The 15,341-nt window shown below is 66.1% G+C and carries 16 protein-coding genes; 14 read left to right on the forward strand and 2 right to left on the reverse strand.

The window, feature by feature from the left end:
* Positions 1 to 67: 67 nt before the first annotated feature.
* Together ACWGQ2_RS16365 and ACWGQ2_RS16370 are read right to left on the reverse strand one after the other, a co-directional pair.
* Positions 68 to 535, reverse strand: a complete 468-nt coding sequence (locus ACWGQ2_RS16365; protein ID WP_422400418.1) for a GNAT family N-acetyltransferase — start codon at positions 533 to 535, stop codon at positions 68 to 70.
* A 36-nt stretch (positions 536 to 571) separates the two neighbouring features.
* Positions 572 to 1,186, reverse strand: a complete 615-nt coding sequence (locus ACWGQ2_RS16370) for a TetR/AcrR family transcriptional regulator (protein ID WP_452019139.1) — start codon at positions 1,184 to 1,186, stop codon at positions 572 to 574.
* Between the two features lie 148 nt (positions 1,187 to 1,334).
* Here ACWGQ2_RS16370 and ACWGQ2_RS16375 point away from each other — a divergent pair, with 148 nt between their 5' ends.
* The 14 genes from ACWGQ2_RS16375 (at position 1,335) to ispG (ending at position 15,341) form a co-directional block, all read left to right on the forward strand.
* Complete coding sequence (locus tag ACWGQ2_RS16375; protein ID WP_452019141.1) at positions 1,335 to 2,939, forward strand: carboxyl transferase domain-containing protein; 1,605 nt, start codon at positions 1,335 to 1,337, stop codon at positions 2,937 to 2,939.
* 4 nt (positions 2,940 to 2,943) lie between these two features.
* Positions 2,944 to 5,019 carry an ATP-binding protein gene (locus ACWGQ2_RS16380; protein ID WP_452019143.1) on the forward strand — a complete coding sequence of 692 codons (2,076 nt, stop codon included), beginning with the start codon at positions 2,944 to 2,946 and terminating at the stop codon, positions 5,017 to 5,019.
* Positions 5,006 to 6,169 carry an acyl-CoA dehydrogenase family protein gene (locus tag ACWGQ2_RS16385; protein WP_452019145.1) on the forward strand — a complete coding sequence of 388 codons (1,164 nt, stop codon included), beginning with the start codon at positions 5,006 to 5,008 and terminating at the stop codon, positions 6,167 to 6,169. The genes ACWGQ2_RS16380 and ACWGQ2_RS16385 overlap by 14 nt, the downstream gene beginning before the upstream one ends.
* A 46-nt stretch (positions 6,170 to 6,215) precedes the next feature.
* A complete protein-coding gene (locus tag ACWGQ2_RS16390) occupies positions 6,216 to 7,013 on the forward strand; it encodes a CoA transferase subunit A (protein WP_452019147.1) in 798 nt (265 codons plus the stop codon).
* Positions 7,013 to 7,654: a CoA transferase subunit B gene (locus tag ACWGQ2_RS16395; RefSeq protein WP_452019149.1), complete on the forward strand. Its 642-nt coding sequence runs from the start codon at positions 7,013 to 7,015 to the stop codon at positions 7,652 to 7,654. The genes ACWGQ2_RS16390 and ACWGQ2_RS16395 overlap by 1 nt, the downstream gene beginning before the upstream one ends.
* Complete coding sequence (locus tag ACWGQ2_RS16400; RefSeq protein ID WP_452019151.1) at positions 7,647 to 8,192, forward strand: MaoC family dehydratase; 546 nt, start codon at positions 7,647 to 7,649, stop codon at positions 8,190 to 8,192. Before ACWGQ2_RS16395 ends, ACWGQ2_RS16400 begins: the two co-directional genes overlap by 8 nt.
* Before the next feature lie 52 nt (positions 8,193 to 8,244).
* Complete coding sequence (locus ACWGQ2_RS16405; RefSeq protein WP_452019153.1) at positions 8,245 to 9,063, forward strand: HpcH/HpaI aldolase/citrate lyase family protein; 819 nt, start codon at positions 8,245 to 8,247, stop codon at positions 9,061 to 9,063.
* 81 nt (positions 9,064 to 9,144) lie between these two features.
* Positions 9,145 to 9,822 (forward strand): NAD(P)-binding oxidoreductase, encoded by a 678-nt coding sequence (locus tag ACWGQ2_RS16410; protein WP_452019155.1) that lies wholly within the window; start codon positions 9,145 to 9,147, stop codon positions 9,820 to 9,822.
* Between the two features lie 87 nt (positions 9,823 to 9,909).
* A complete protein-coding gene (gene dxr, locus ACWGQ2_RS16415) occupies positions 9,910 to 11,154 on the forward strand; it encodes a 1-deoxy-D-xylulose-5-phosphate reductoisomerase (protein ID WP_452019157.1) in 1,245 nt (414 codons plus the stop codon).
* A 24-nt stretch (positions 11,155 to 11,178) separates the two neighbouring features.
* Positions 11,179 to 12,519, forward strand: coding sequence for a M50 family metallopeptidase (locus ACWGQ2_RS16420; protein WP_452019159.1), 1,341 nt, complete (start codon positions 11,179 to 11,181; stop codon positions 12,517 to 12,519).
* Between the two features lie 63 nt (positions 12,520 to 12,582).
* A complete protein-coding gene (locus tag ACWGQ2_RS16425) occupies positions 12,583 to 13,215 on the forward strand; it encodes a MarR family transcriptional regulator (protein WP_452019161.1) in 633 nt (210 codons plus the stop codon).
* 66 nt (positions 13,216 to 13,281) lie between these two features.
* A complete protein-coding gene (locus tag ACWGQ2_RS16430) occupies positions 13,282 to 13,734 on the forward strand; it encodes a hypothetical protein (RefSeq protein ID WP_452019163.1) in 453 nt (150 codons plus the stop codon).
* Between the two features lie 20 nt (positions 13,735 to 13,754).
* Positions 13,755 to 14,048, forward strand: coding sequence for a YciI family protein (locus ACWGQ2_RS16435; RefSeq protein WP_452019165.1), 294 nt, complete (start codon positions 13,755 to 13,757; stop codon positions 14,046 to 14,048).
* A gap of 126 nt (positions 14,049 to 14,174) precedes the next feature.
* A complete protein-coding gene (gene ispG / locus ACWGQ2_RS16440) occupies positions 14,175 to 15,341 on the forward strand; it encodes a flavodoxin-dependent (E)-4-hydroxy-3-methylbut-2-enyl-diphosphate synthase (RefSeq protein WP_452019167.1) in 1,167 nt (388 codons plus the stop codon).

The following is a 15,341-nucleotide window of genomic DNA, read 5'->3' on the forward strand; positions in this document are numbered from 1 at the left end:
TAAAGGGCAGCAGGGCCCCTTTCCGCCGTCCGCGGGTAAGGGGCCCTGCTGCAGTTACTGCAAAATACTAGGCGAGCTCGAGTTCGAGCTCCCGCACCACGGCACCGCGGGCGTTGGCAAAGGTCTGTGCCTCACCGATGACCTTGAAGCCATAGCGTTCCAGAATGCGGATGGAGCTCACGTTGTCTGCCACGGCGCGTGCCCGGATGGGGCGCTCAGGGAACTCTTCGAGGAAAAGGCCCACGGCCGCCGTCGTAATTCCCTGCCCCCAGCGCGAGCGGTCGATCCAGTAGCTGATCTCCGGAATGCTGCCGTCGCGGTAAGCCAGGATGGAGCCAACTACGTCGCCGTCGGCAACGATGGTGCGAACGGTGATGCCCGAGTCGCTGAGGATCTGCTGCCAGTGGAGGTCAAAGACACCCCGGTCCGAGGGATTCTTGGCGGCAAAGGCAGCCATATGGTTGGCGCCCGGGTCCAGCTGATGGCTGAAGAACTCATCAACGTCGCCCGGTTCTACGGCACGAAGCTCAATCACGGCAGGTCTTTCTGCTCGGGGGTTTTTCTTAGCCTACTAGGCATTCAGTGCTGCCCACGCCATGCGTTCAAGCAGCGCCCGCAGTTTGACGGTCTCGCGGGCAGTGGTTTTGCTGGTCAGGGTGTGGGAAGTGGAGTTGATCAGCCCAAAGATTGCCTGCGCCCGGTGGCGCAGCAGCGGCAGATCGGAGTTTGGGTGCAGTGCCGAAATGGCGTCCACCCAGACCTCCACGTACTGGCGCTGGAGCTGGCGGACGGCGCGTTCGTCTGCCTCGGGAAGGCTGGCGAGGTCCCGGTCCTGGACCCGGATGACGTTCGGCTGGCGCAGCGCGAAGTCCACCTGGAACTCGATCAGCCCGCTCAGCGCGACCTCGGCCGTGTCGGATTCAGCGACGACGGCGATCCCGCCTTCCAGCAGATCCTTGCTGACCCCGATCAGGAGGGCGGAGAGTACGGCGGACTTGCCGCTGAAGTGGCGGTACACGGCTGGTCCGCTGACTCCGGCGGCGGCACCGAGCTCCTCGATGGAGACACCGTTGTAGCCCTTCTCGGCGAAAAGCGCAGCCGCGGCGTCCAGCATCGCCGCACGCCGGGAGGCTTTGGCGGCACTCCTGCCGGTAACTGTGCGCGGTGTGCTCTTGGTGGAGTCCATGCCTGCCTTTCCGGATTTCTTCTTGGCAACCCTTCCATTGTGGTGGACAGGTCAGTTAATAGCCACTAACCTAATTTGAGTTAGCGGGCATTAACTGACGTCGGCACTCCGGCGCACGCTGCCAAAGACGCTCAATCAAAGGAAGTCGATGGAGACCCTTGCCACAGCGCTGAATCCGGCATCCGCGCAGTACGCCGCAAATGAGGCAGCCCAGCGGGTGCTGGCCGGCGAACTGCACAAACGCCTTGCCGAAACGGCACAGGGTGGCCCGCCCCGGTCCAGGGAGCGGCACACTGCACGCGGCAAGCTGCTTCCGCGGGAGCGGATTGAGGCACTGCTCGATGACGGCAGTCCCTTCCTGGAGATCGCACCCCTGGCCGCCAACGGCATGTACGGCGATGAATGCCCGGCTGCCGGGCTGATCGCCGGAATCGGTCTGGTCCACGGACGCCACGTGATGGTGCTCTCCAACGACGCGACGGTCAAGGGCGGCACCTACTATCCCATGACGGTGAAGAAGCACCTGCGGGCCCAGGAGATAGCCCTGGAAAACCGGCTTCCCTGCATCTGCCTGGTGGACTCCGGCGGAGCGTTCCTGCCGCTGCAGGACGAGGTTTTTCCCGACCGGGAGCACTTCGGCCGGATTTTCTACAATCAGGCCCGCATGTCAGCGGCGAAAATCCCGCAGATCGCAGCGGTGCTGGGCTCCTGTACTGCCGGCGGCGCGTATGTGCCTGCCATGAGCGATGAAACCGTGATTGTGCGCAACCAGGGCACCATCTTCCTGGGCGGGCCCCCGCTGGTGAAAGCAGCCATCGGTGAAGTTGTGACCGCTGAGGAACTGGGCGGCGGTGAGCTGCACTCCCGGACCTCCGGCGTCACGGACCACCTTGCCGAAAACGACGCGCACGCCCTGGAAATCGTCCGGGACATCGCCGAGACGTTCCCCGAACCGGCCCGGGCCTGGGAACCGGTGCCGGCCGTGGAGCCTGCCGTTGATCCGGAAGAGCTCTACGCCGCGGTTCCGGCCGACCTGCAGACGCCGTATGACGTGCGGGAGGTCATTGCGCGGATCATCGACGGCAGCGAGTTCCACGAGTTCAAGAAGGAATACGGCACCACCCTGGTCACCGGGTTCGCCCGGCTGCACGGACACCGCGTGGGCATCGTGGCGAACAACGGGGTGCTCTTCAGCGAATCCGCGCAGAAGGGCGCGCACTTCATTGAACTGTGCGACCAGCGCGGCATCCCGCTGATCTTCCTGCAGAACATTTCCGGCTTTATGGTCGGGCGGGATTATGAGGCCGGAGGGATCGCCCGCCACGGGGCCAAGATGGTCACCGCCGTCGCCACCTGCCGGGTGCCCAAGCTGACCGTGGTGATCGGCGGATCCTTCGGCGCCGGAAACTATTCAATGTGCGGCCGGGCCTATTCGCCGCGCTTTATGTGGATGTGGCCGGCCGCCCGGATCTCGGTCATGGGCGGAAACCAGGCTGCCGCCGTGCTGGCGACCGTCCGCCGCGACGGGCTCGAAGCCCGCGGCGAACAATGGAGCACCGAGGAGGAAGAAGCTTTCCGCGAACCCATCCGGCAGGACTACGAGTCCCAGGGCAGCCCCTACTACTCCACGGCCCGGCTCTGGGATGACGGAATCATCGATCCCCGGGATACCCGCACCGTGCTGGGTCTGGCCCTGGACGTCTGCGCCAACGCCCCGCTTCCCGAAACTTCCTTCGGCCTCTTCCGGATGTGAGCACATGACTATAACTACTGTTCTGGTGGCCAACCGCGGCGAAATAGCCTGCCGCGTGATCCGCACCCTGAAACGCCTGGGACTTCGCAGCGTGGCTGTCTACAGCGACGACGACGCCGGGGCCCGGCACGTGCGCGAAGCTGACACGGCGCTGCGGCTGGGTCCGGCGGATCCGCGGCGCAGCTACCTCGACGCCGAGGCTGTGCTGGCGGCCTGCCTGGCTTCCGGTGCGCAGGCCGTTCACCCGGGCTACGGCTTTCTGAGCGAGAACGCCTCCTTCGCCCGGCTGCTGGGAGAAAACGGCATTGCCTTCATTGGCCCCGGTATCAAGGCGCTGGAGCTGATGGGGGACAAGATCGCGTCCAAGAACCATGTGGCCGGCTACGGGGTGCCGGTGATCCCCGGGATTGCCGAACCGGGGCTGAGCGACGCAGACCTGATGTCCGCAGCCGAAGCCGTGGGGTATCCGCTGCTGATCAAGCCTTCCGCCGGCGGCGGCGGCAAGGGAATGCATGCAGTCACTGATCCCGCCGACCTGCCCGGTGCCCTCGCCTCCGCACGGCGGGTGGCGGCGTCGGCCTTTGGCGACGACACCCTGTTCCTGGAACGGCTGGTCTCCGCGCCCCGGCACATCGAGGTTCAGGTGCTCGCCGATACCCACGGGAACGTCATCCACCTGGGCGAACGCGAATGCTCCCTGCAGCGCCGGCACCAGAAGGTCATCGAGGAAGCGCCCTCGGTCCTGCTCGACGCCGCCACCCGGGAACGGATCGGCGCCGCGGCCTGCGAGGCCGCGCGCTCCGTGGACTACACCGGAGCAGGAACCGTGGAATTCCTGGTCTCCGGCGAAGCGCCCGATGAGTTCTTCTTTATGGAAATGAACACCCGCCTGCAGGTGGAGCATCCCGTGACGGAAATGGTCACCGGAATCGACCTGGTGGAATGGCAGGTCCGGATCGCCGCCGGTGAAGCGCTGGACTTCTCCCAGGAGGAGGTGCGGCTGCACGGCCATGCCGTAGAAGCCCGGGTCTATGCCGAAGACCCGGCCGCGGGATTCCTGCCCACCGCCGGACGCGTGGAGCTGCTGCAGGAGGCTGCAGGGGACGGAATCCGCACCGACTCCGGCCTGCTGGCCGGACAAACGGTCTCCTCCAGCTACGATCCGATGCTCGCGAAGGTCATTGCCTGGGGCGCGGACCGGGAGCAGGCACTGCAGCGGCTGGATACCGCGCTGGCAGAGACCGTGATCCTGGGCATCGGCACCAACATTGAGTACCTCCGCCTCCTGCTGGCCGACCCCGCCGTGCAGGCCGGGGACCTGGACACCACACTGATTGAACGGCGCCTGCCTGACCTGGTTTTCTCCGAACCCGGCGAGCCCGAACTCGCCGCCGCTGCGCTGCTCCGGCTGGCAGCGCTGCAGGGACAGCTGCCCGGGCAGCCCGGGCCGGGTGCGGTGAACCCGCCATGGGGCCGGGCAGACGGCTGGCGGATCGGCGGACGCCGCCCGCTGACCGTATCCGTTGACGCCGGAGGCACCATCCGCAGCGTGGAAGTCCAGGGCACGCCGCAGGACGCCCGGGTACGCCTTGACGGCGGGGAGGCCCTCACCGCCGGCCTGGACGTCGACGGAAGCCGCCTGCGGCTGGTGCTGAACGGCGTCGTGCATTCCCTGCACTTCTCCCATACCGGTGGCGGGGGCGGAACGCCTGTGCTCTGGACCTCCCGGGACGGATACACCGCCGCGCTGGAACTGCCCGGCCGCAGGGAGCTGCTGCGCAGCGCCCTGGCTGCTGCCGGCCGAACCGAAGGCGCAGCGGATCCGGTGCTGCGCTCGCCGATGCCCGGCACGGTGGTCACCGTGACGGCAGCGGACGGGGACACCGTTGAAGCCGGCCAGGTGCTCCTTGGTGTGGAAGCCATGAAGATGGAACACCAGCTCACGGCTCCCGTCTCCGGACGCGTAGCAATCTCCCTTCGGCCCGGAGACCTGGTCAAGGCCGGCCAGGTCCTGGCCACCGTTGTTCCCGCAGAAGAACCCGGAACCCCTACCCAAGGAGGCCGCAATGCCGAGCTTTGAACTCAGTGAAGAACACCAGGTCCTCTCGGACACCGTCCGGGAATTCGCCGAGGAAGTCGTTGCCCCGGTAGCCGCCCAGCACGACGCCGAACACTCCTTCCCCTACAAGGTGGTGGAACAGATGGGGGAGATGGGCCTGTTCGGCCTGCCCTTCCCGGAAGAATACGGCGGAATGGGCGGAGACTACTTTGCCCTGGCCCTGGCGCTGGAACAGCTGGCACGGGTGGACCAGTCAGTAGCCATCACCCTGGAAGCCGGTGTCTCCCTGGGCGCCATGCCGATCTACCGGTTCGGCACCGAAGAACAGAAACAGCGCTGGCTGCCGCCCCTGGCACAGGGCACCGCGCTCGCAGGGTTCGGACTCACCGAGAGCGAGGCAGGCTCCGACGCCGGCGGCACCAGAACCACCGCCCGGCTCCAGGACGGCCAGTGGGTGATCAACGGCAGCAAGGAATTCATTACCAACTCCGGCACCGACATCACCTCCCTGGTGACGGTCACCGCAGTCACGGGCACCACACCCAACCCGGACGGCAGCGTCCGCAAGCACATTTCCACCATCATCGTTCCCTCCGGCACCCCTGGCTTCACGGCGGAGAAGGCCTACAACAAAGTGGGCTGGAACGCCTCGGACACCCATCCGCTCACCTTTGCCGACGTCCGGGTGCCACAGGAGAACCTGCTGGGTGCCGAAGGCCGCGGCTTTGCGAACTTCCTGCAGATCCTGGACGAGGGCCGCATCGCAATCGCCGCCCTGGCCACCGGCGCTGCACAGGGCTGCGTGGACGAGGCACTGCGCTACGCGAAGGAGCGAAGCGCGTTCGGCACCACGATCGGCAGCAACCAGTCAATCGCCTTCAAGATCGCCCGCATGCAGACCCGGGCGCACAACGCCCGGCTCGCCTACTACGACGCCGCGGCCCGGATGCTCGCCGGAAAACCGTTCAAGGTGCAGGCCGCCATGGCGAAACTCGTAGCCGGAGAAGCCGCGATGGACAACGCGAGGGATGCAACCCAGGTCTTTGGCGGCTACGGTTTCATCAACGAATTCCCGGTGGCGCGGCATTACCGGGACTCGAAAATCCTGGAAATCGGGGAAGGCACCACCGAAGTCCAACTCATGCTCATTGCCCGCGAGCTGGGGCTCTAGGGCCGGAACAGGGTTAGTCAACGGCGATTAACGAACGGACACCACCATGATTGACAAGACAGTGGCCACGGCCGAAGAAGCCGTGGCAGACATCCCCAGCGGAGCGTCCCTGGCCGTAGGCGGGTTCGGCCTCTGCGGCATCCCGGAGGTCCTCATTTCCGCCCTGCATGCCCAGGGCGCGGATGAACTCGAAACGGTCTCCAACAACTGCGGCGTGGATGACTGGGGACTCGGCCTGCTGCTGGCCGACCACCGCATCCGCCGCACGGTCAGCTCCTACGTGGGGGAGAACAAGGAGTTTGCCCGCCAGTTCCTGGCCGGCGAACTCGAAGTGGTTCTTACCCCGCAGGGAACCCTGGCGGAGAAGCTGCGCGCCGGCGGTGCCGGCATCCCCGCCTTCTACACCGCGGCCGGGGTTGGCACGCAGGTCAGTGAGGGCGGGCTGCCGCAGAAGTACGACGCCGAGGGCGCGGTGGCGCAGGCATCGGAACCCAAGGAGGTGCGCAGCTTCGGCGGCCGGGATTACGTGCTGGAAGAATCCCTCACCCCGGACTACGCACTTGTCCACGCCTGGAAGGGCGACCGGCACGGCAACCTGGTGTTCCATGCTTCTGCCATGAACTTCAATCCGCTCTGTGCCATGGCCGGGGGGATCACCATTGCCGAGGTGGAGGAACTCGTGGAACCCGGGGAACTGGATCCCGGGCAAGTCCATGTTCCCGGCATCTTCGTTCAGCGGGTGGTGCAGACCGGTCCGGGCGAGAAGCGCATCGAGAAGCGGACCGTCGCGGAACAGAACCCCGTTCCCGGAACCGGCGGCACCGCAGCCAAGGAGGCAATGTAATGGCACTGACCCGCAATGAACTAGCGGCCCGCGTAGCCCGTGAGCTGACAAACGGCCAGTACGTGAACCTGGGCATTGGCATGCCCACCCTGATTCCGAACTTCATTCCCGAAGGCGTGGAAGTGGTGCTGCACTCGGAGAACGGGATTCTCGGCGTCGGCCCCTATCCGGAGGAAGCAGGACTGGACCCGGACCTGATCAACGCCGGCAAGGAAACGGTCACGGTCAACCGCGGGGCGGCGTTCTTCGACTCGGCGCAGTCCTTCGGCATGATCCGCGGGGGCCACGTGGACGTGGCCGTGCTGGGCGCCATGGAAGTGGCAGCGAACGGTGACCTGGCCAACTGGATGATTCCCGGGAAGATGGTCAAGGGCATGGGCGGAGCCATGGACCTGGTCTTCGGTGCCAAGCGCGTGATCGTGATGATGGAGCACGTGGACCGCGCCGGCCGGCCGAAAATCGTCTCCGAGTGCTCCCTTCCGCTGACCGGCCGGGGCTGCGTGGACCTGATCGTGACGGACCTGGCGGTCATCGAGGTAGGCCCGGAGGGTCTGGTGCTGCGTGAAACCGCCCCCGGCGTCTCGATTGAGGAAGTGGTGGCTGCCACCGGAGCGCCGCTGGAGGTGGCTCTTGGTGTCTGAGGCAGCCGGCGGAACCGCTCCCGGGGAAACCGCTGAGGGCAGGGTGGTGGTGCAGCGCGGACTCTTCTTCGATGAACTCGAGCCGGGCACGGTGTACGCGCACCGGCCGGGCCGCACGCTCACCGAGGCGGACAACGTGCTGTTCAGCACTCTGACCATGAACACCCAGCCGCTGCACCTGGACGCTGCCTACAGCGCCGGCCAGCCCTACGGGGCGCGGCTGGTCAATTCAATGCTGACCCTTGCGGTAATGGTGGGCCAGTCGGTCAGCCAGCTGACCCAGGGAACCCTGGTGGCCCAGCTGGGCATGACCGGCATTGCGTTTCCGCATCCGCTCTTCCACGGGGACACCCTCTATTCCCAGACCCGGATAGCCGCCAAGCGGCTCTCCGGCTCCCGGCCGGGTCAGGGAATCGTCACGTTGGAGCACACCGGCTACAACCAGGACGGCACCGTAGTGGCCACGTTCTCCCGGACTGCGCTGATGTGGACCTCGGAAGGGTTCACGCAGGCCGGTGGAAGCGCGTCCCGGGGATAAACGCCGGTACGTTGGTATGGACCCGCGAACTCGAGGCAAGGAGCACACCCGAATGACCACTTTCCCCATGGGACCTGCACTGCTGTTCTGCCCGGCGGACCGCCCGGAACGCTTCCAAAAGGCCGCCGAACGTGCTGACGCCGTCATCCTGGACCTGGAGGACGCCGTCGCCTTCGAAGACAAGGAACAGGCCCGCGAGAACCTGGCGGCATCGGCGCTGGACCCGGACAAGACCATCGTGCGGGTGAACCCGGTGAACAGCAGCTCCTTCCGGGCTGACATGGAGGCGCTCGCCGCCACGGATTACCGGTACGTGATGGCAGCCAAGGCCGAGGACCCGGGGGAGATCGGGCACGCCCTTCGGCACGTCAGCGTGGTGGCCCTGGTTGAAACAGCGCTGGGCGTGCTGCGGGCAGCCGACATTGCCCGGGAGAAGAACGTCACGGCACTGATGTGGGGTGCCGAGGACCTCCTTGCCTCCCTTGGCGGTGAATCCAGCCGCCGCGCAGACGGCAGCTACCGGCCTGTGGCAGTCCAGACCCGGGCCACGGTGCTGCTGGCTGCCGGAGCCTACGGCAAGGGAGCGATTGACTCCATCTACGGCAACATCGCGGACACCGCCGGCCTGGAGGAAGAAGCGCGCGACGGCGCGGCGTCGGGTTTCGCTGCCAAGGCCTGCATCCATCCCGGGCAGGTTGCCGCGGTCCGTGCTGCCTTCGCTCCCTCCGAAGAGGAAAAGGCCTACGCCCGGGAGCTGCTGGAAGCAGCCCGGAGCCAGGGCGGAGTATTCAGTTTCCGCGGCGAAATGATCGACGGCCCGCTGCTGCGCCAGGCCGAGCAGACGCTGCGCCGGGCCGGAATCCCGGGCTAAACACAAGCGAATCGGCCCGCAGCAGCCACGAGTTTGTGCACGTACGGGACGCTGCGGCCCGACGCCGCTGATACTTGGGCTATGCGCATAGTCATAGCTGGAGCCCACGGGCAGATTGCACGCGAAACCGGCCGGCTGCTGGTCGCCGCGGACCACGACGTCGCCGGCCTTATCCGCAACCCGGACCAAGCCGGTGATCTTGAGGCGGACCACGTGGCCCCCGTCATTCTTGACCTTGAAAACAGCACGCTTGAGGACCTCACCCAGGTCCTTACCGGAGCGGACCTGGCCGTCTTCGCGGCCGGAGCCGGACCCGGCAGCAGCATATCGCGGAAAGACAGCGTGGACCGGGCGGGGGCCGTCCTGCTGGCCGAAGCCGCCGAGCAGGCAGGGGTTGGGCGGCTGATCCAGATATCCTCGGCCGGCACTGAATCCGTCAGCGGCGGGCAGCGCCCGGAAGGGCTCCAGGACGCAATGTTTGCCTACCTCGTGGCCAAGCGTGCGGCAGAGGAAGACCTGATGGCACGGACCGACCTTGACTGGACCATTCTCCGGCCGGGCACGCTGACCAACGGCGACCCGGTGGGTCTGGTGGAACTGGGCCCGGACGTGGCCTCCAGCACGGTTCCCCGGCAGGACGTCGCAGCAGTCCTGGCTGAACTGGCGAAAACCGGACGAGGCAGCAGACAGGTCCTGGGACTGGTGACGGGAACCGATCCCATCCCCGATGCCGTGGCTGCCCTGCCGGTAGCACTTTGAGTTCCGCCGCACACCCCCGGCCGGACACTGGGACGGCAAAGCGCCAGCTAACGCTGTCTGGGTGCAGGGTGCGGGATACTTGAGAGCATGCAGCCATCTGAGCCCCTTGATCCCGTAACAGCGGCAGCCAGCGAACATCCGGAGTCCTCCGGAGAGCGGGTTCCCCGGAGAGTGGTCCTGCTGGGATCCACCGGTTCAATCGGCACCCAGGCAATCGACGTCGCCGATGCCGCGCCGGACCGGTTCAGCATCGTTGCCGTGGCTGCCGGCGGTAAGAACCTTGACCTATTGGCCCGTCAGGCCGTCCACACCCGGGCTGCCGCCGTCGGCTGTGCCGCCGTGGACCTCGCCACGCTGGAGGACGCCCTTCGCCGGGCCTGTGCCGAAGCATCCGTGACCGGCTACGACCCGGAACTTTTCGTTGGCCCCGGCGCCGCCACCGCCGTCGCAGCCTGGCCCGAGGCCGAGGTTGTCCTCAACGGGATGACCGGTTCAATCGGACTTGAACCGACCCTCGCAGCCCTTGCCGCGGGACACATGCTGGCCCTGGCCAACAAGGAATCATTGATCGTCGGAGGTGCCCTGGTGAAGCAGGCTGCACGTCCCGGCCAGCTGGTACCGGTCGATTCCGAACACTCCGCCCTGGCTCAGGCGCTGCGCTCGGGCACCTTCGAGGAAGTGGACCGGCTGGTGGTCACTGCCTCCGGTGGACCGTTCCGCGGCCGCCGCCGTGAAGAGCTGGCAGACGTCACCCCCGAACAGGCGCTGGCGCATCCCACCTGGAAGATGGGCCGGATGGTCACCACCAACTCAGCCACCATGGTCAACAAGGCACTTGAAGTCATCGAAGCGCACCTGCTCTTCGACGTGCCGCTGGAGCGGATTGATGTGGTGGTCCATCCGCAGTCGATTGTGCACTCAATGGTCCAGTTCACGGACGGTTCCACTATTGCCCAGGCATCCCCGCCGGACATGAGGCTGCCCATCGCCCTGGGTATGGGCTGGCCGGAGCGGGTTCCCGGTGCTGCCTCCCCCTGCGACTGGACAAAGGCCACCGAATGGACCTTCGAGCCGCTGGACGAAGAGGCTTTCCCGGCAGTCCGCCTCGCCAAGCAGGCGGCAGCTTCCGGCGGAACCGGCATGGCCGTCTACAACGCCGCCAACGAGGAAGCCGTGGATGCCTTCCACGACGGTCTCATTGGATTCACAGACATAGTTGATACGATCGCCGCCGTGCTGGCCGAGCACACGGAGTCCGGTGAACTGACCCTGGCGTCAGTGCTGGCAGCCGAAAAGTGGGCCCGTTCCGCAGCCCGGGCCCGAATCGGCTGAGGCTGAGCAAGTTAAGGAAGTCCGTTGAGCGTTCTACTTTTTATCCTGGGTGTGCTGTTCGTGGCCGCCGGCATCGCGGTATCGATTGCGCTGCATGAGGTTGGCCACCTGCTGCCTGCCAAAGCGTTCAAGGTCCGCGTCACCCAGTACATGATCGGGTTTGGCCCCACAGTGTTCTCCCGCCGGCGCGGGGAAACCGAATACGGCGTCAAGGCGCTGCCGCTGGGCGGGTACGTGTCCATGGTCGGCATGTTCCCGCCGAACAAGGAAACGCACGACGGCGATGTGCGCCGGTCCAGCACCGGCATGTTCCAGCAGCTGGCCGTGGATGCCCGCCAGGCAGAAACCGACCGCCTGGAACCTGGTGATGAGAACCGGGTGTTCTACAAACTGCCCGTCTGGAAGCGGATCATCATCATGCTCGGCGGGCCGTTTATGAACCTGCTCATCGGCATTGTGCTCTTCGCCGTGCTGCTGATGGGATTCGGCAGCGCACAGGCCACAACCACCCTCGCCTCCGTAAACGAATGCGTGATCAGCGGCAGCCAGGCTGCCGCCGGGCAGACCGAATGCGCAGACACGGATCCCGCGGCACCGGCCCATGAAGCAGGCCTGCTGCCCGGGGATAAAATCACCCGGTTCGACGGCCAGCCGGTTTCGGACTGGACCGAGCTCTCCGGCCTGATCCGGGAGGCTGCCGGACGCTCCGTCACCGTGACCTACGAGCGGGACGGCGTCGAAGCCGAAGCCAGCATCACCCCGCTGCTGACCGAACGCCCCGTCAGCGCAGAAGACGGCACGCCGGTCCTGGACGATGCCGGTAATCCGGTGACGGAAGAAGTCGGCTTCATTGGCGTCGGGTCGCAGACCGCCCTGGTCCGCCAGCCCGCCACTGAGGTGCTGCCCATGGTGGGGGAGAACCTGCAGGCGATTGCCGGCGTCGTTGTGAACCTTCCGCAGCGGATCGCTGACGTGGCGCAGGCGGCCTTCTCCTCCGAGGAGCGCGACCCCAACGGTCCCATGTCCGTGGTGGGCGTGGGCCGGATCGCCGGGGAAATCTCTTCCATGGAAGAAGCCCCGCTGCAGAACCGGGTAGCCACGCTGATCGGGCTGGTGGGCAGCGTGAACCTGGCGCTGTTCGTGTTCAACCTGATCCCGCTGCTGCCGCTGGACGGCGGGCACGTGGCCGGCGCGCTGTGGGAATCCCTGCGCCGCGGCATCGCGAAGCTGTTCCGCCGCCCGGATCCGGGGCCGTTCGACATGGCCAAGCTGCTGCCGGTGACCTATGCCGTCGCCGTGCTGCTGATGGGCATGGGCGCACTGCTGATTTACGCGGACATCGTGAAGCCTGTCAGTCTGTTCTAGTTTCAAAACAGTTTGAAATCGATTTAGCTTGTAAATCTTTTTGCAATCTCATACGGTTTCAACATGTTTGTACTGACGATCGATCAGAAGGACAGCCGCAACAGCACCGACCGGGTGCCGGGGCTGCTGAAGCTGCTTGGTTCCCAGGAGCTGGAGCTGCCGTTTGAGCGGACCGTCGGGGATGAAGTCCAGGCCGTTGCCTCGTCGCCCGACGCCGTCGTGGACATCGCGCTCCTGGCTCTGCGGCAGGGCGGCTGGTCGGTGGGGATCGGCGTCGGCAGTGTGGGGCTGCCGTTGCCGGCGTCTTCCCGGGAAGCCGGGGGAGAGGCGTTTATTGCAGCCCGTGCCGCCGTCGAACGCGCCAAGAAGACCGGAGACCGTCCGCCCATAGCCGTTGCCGCCGCCCCGGGGGCCCCGCCGGAGGCCGTTGAGGCGGCGGCCCATGCCGAAGCCGTGCTGGTGCTTATTGCCGCCCTGGTCTGCGGCCGCAGCGAAGCCGAGTGGCGGATCCTGGAACACGTCGACCCGCACAAATGGGGAGCCCAGAGTGCTGCAGCACGTATGCTCGGGGTCAGTTCCCAGGCAGTGAGCAACGCCGTCCAGCGGGCGGGGTGGCAGGAAGAATGGGCCGCGCGTCCGGCAGCAGCGGTGCTGCTGGACCGGGCCGACCGCGCCGCCACCCATCCGCCGAGATAGCAGAAACTGCCCGTTGCAGCGCTGGGAAGGGCAGTTTCTGCCATTTCGAAGAGGACAAGGAGTTCCATGGACCTGCTCTGGATTGTGCTCGGGCTGCTGCTTGCCGCAGTGGGCGGCTGGCCGGTCACCAGCGGTGTACTGAAGCTGGCCCGTGCCGTGGAGGCCGCCCGGCCCGGACCGGACCCCGCGCGTGACCCTGCCGCCGACCAGGTGCGCGAACCGGGCACACGTCCCGCGGTGCCCCCGCTGCCGAACCGCCGGCCGCAGCCTGCCGGCCCCGTGATTCTGCGCGGCGGACTGGTGATCGGTTTCCTGGAACGCCTCGCCGTGGCCACCGCCGTCCTCGCCGATGAACCGGTGGCCATTGCCTACGTTGTGGCGATCAAGGGGCTGGGCCGGTACGCGGAACTGAAGGAAACCCCCGCCGCCGCAGAGCGTTTTATCATCGGCACCCTGGCTTCCATGCTGTGGGCCGCAGGCATAGCCGTTGCGGTCCGGGTGGCGCTGCTGCACGGGTGACATCCCTTAGGGTGGGAATCATGAGTATTTATGCAGTTGAGTACGTGTACGACGCCGAATCAGCCGCGGTGCGCGACGAGCACCGTCCGGCCCACCGCGAGTGGCTGGCATCCCTGGTTGAAGAGGGCAAAGTCCTGGCCAGCGGCCCGTTCACGGACGGCGCGGGGGCGCTGCTTATCTTCACTGCGGCGGACGAGGAAGAGCTGAACAACCTGCTCAAGCAGGACCCGCTCGCCGTCGGCGGCGGCATCTCCGGGCTGAAGACCACCGAATGGAAGCCGGTTACGGGTGCCTTTGCGCACCTGGCGGGCTAAGCCCTGAGTGATATTCCACCTGCCTGCGGCACATGGTGCTGCAGGCAGGTGGATAATAAGACAGGCGCGCTTATCCCCGCCGCCACAGACTAATACCGGCCCCTTGCGGGGCACATGGAGGATGTTTTGACCTCGGTCAACCTTGGAATGCCAGCAGCACCGCCGCCCGTCCTTGCCCCGAGGCGCAAAACCCGCCAGATCAAGGTGGGCTCCGTCGGCGTCGGCTCCGACTTCCCGATCAGCGTGCAGTCGATGACCACCACGCCGACCACGGATATCAACGCCACGCTGCAGCAGATCGCCGAACTGACGGCGTCCGGCTGTGACATTGTCCGCGTTGCCTGCCCCAGCGCGGATGACGCCGCCGCGCTGCCCATCATCGCCAAGAAGTCACAGATTCCGGTCATCGCTGACATCCACTTCCAGCCGAAGTATGTCTACGCCGCGATCGAGGCCGGCTGCGCCGCTGTCCGGGTGAACCCGGGCAACATCCGCAAGTTCGATGACCAGGTCAAGCAGATCGCCAACGAGGCCAAGGCTGCCGGCGTTTCCATCCGCATCGGCGTCAACGCAGGTTCCCTGGATCCCCGCCTGCTCGCCAAATACGGCAAGGCGACGCCCGAGGCGCTGGTTGAATCCGCCGTCTGGGAAGCATCCCTGTTCGAGGAACACGACTTCCACGACTTCAAGATCTCCGTGAAGCACAATGACCCGGTGGTTATGGTCCGTGCCTACGAGCTGCTCGCTGAACGCGGCGACTGGCCCCTGCACCTGGGCGTGACCGAAGCAGGTCCCGCGTTCCAGGGCACCATCAAGTCCGCCACCGCTTTTGGTGCGCTGCTCTCCAAGGGCATCGGCGACACCATCCGTGTGTCCCTCTCCGCTCCGCCGGTGGAGGAGATCAAGGTGGGCAACCAGATCCTGCAGTCGCTGAACCTGCGGCCCCGCAAGCTCGAAATTGTCTCCTGTCCCTCCTGCGGCCGGGCCCAGGTGGATGTTTACACCCTCGCCGAGCAGGTCACCGCCGGGCTGGAAGGCATGGAAGTGCCGCTGCGCGTCGCCGTTATGGGCTGCGTCGTAAACGGCCCGGGTGAAGCACGCGAAGCCGATCTGGGTGTAGCCTCCGGTAACGGAAAGGGTCAGATCTTCGTCAAGGGCCAAGTCATCAAGACCGTTCCGGAAGACCAGATTGTTGAGACCCTGATCGAAGAAGCGATGAGGATCGCCGAGGATATGGGGGAAGCCGATGGCGAGGATGCTGGCACGGGTGGCCCCATGGTTACCGTCGGCTAG

The organism is Arthrobacter sp. NPDC055585, assembly GCF_053619115.1.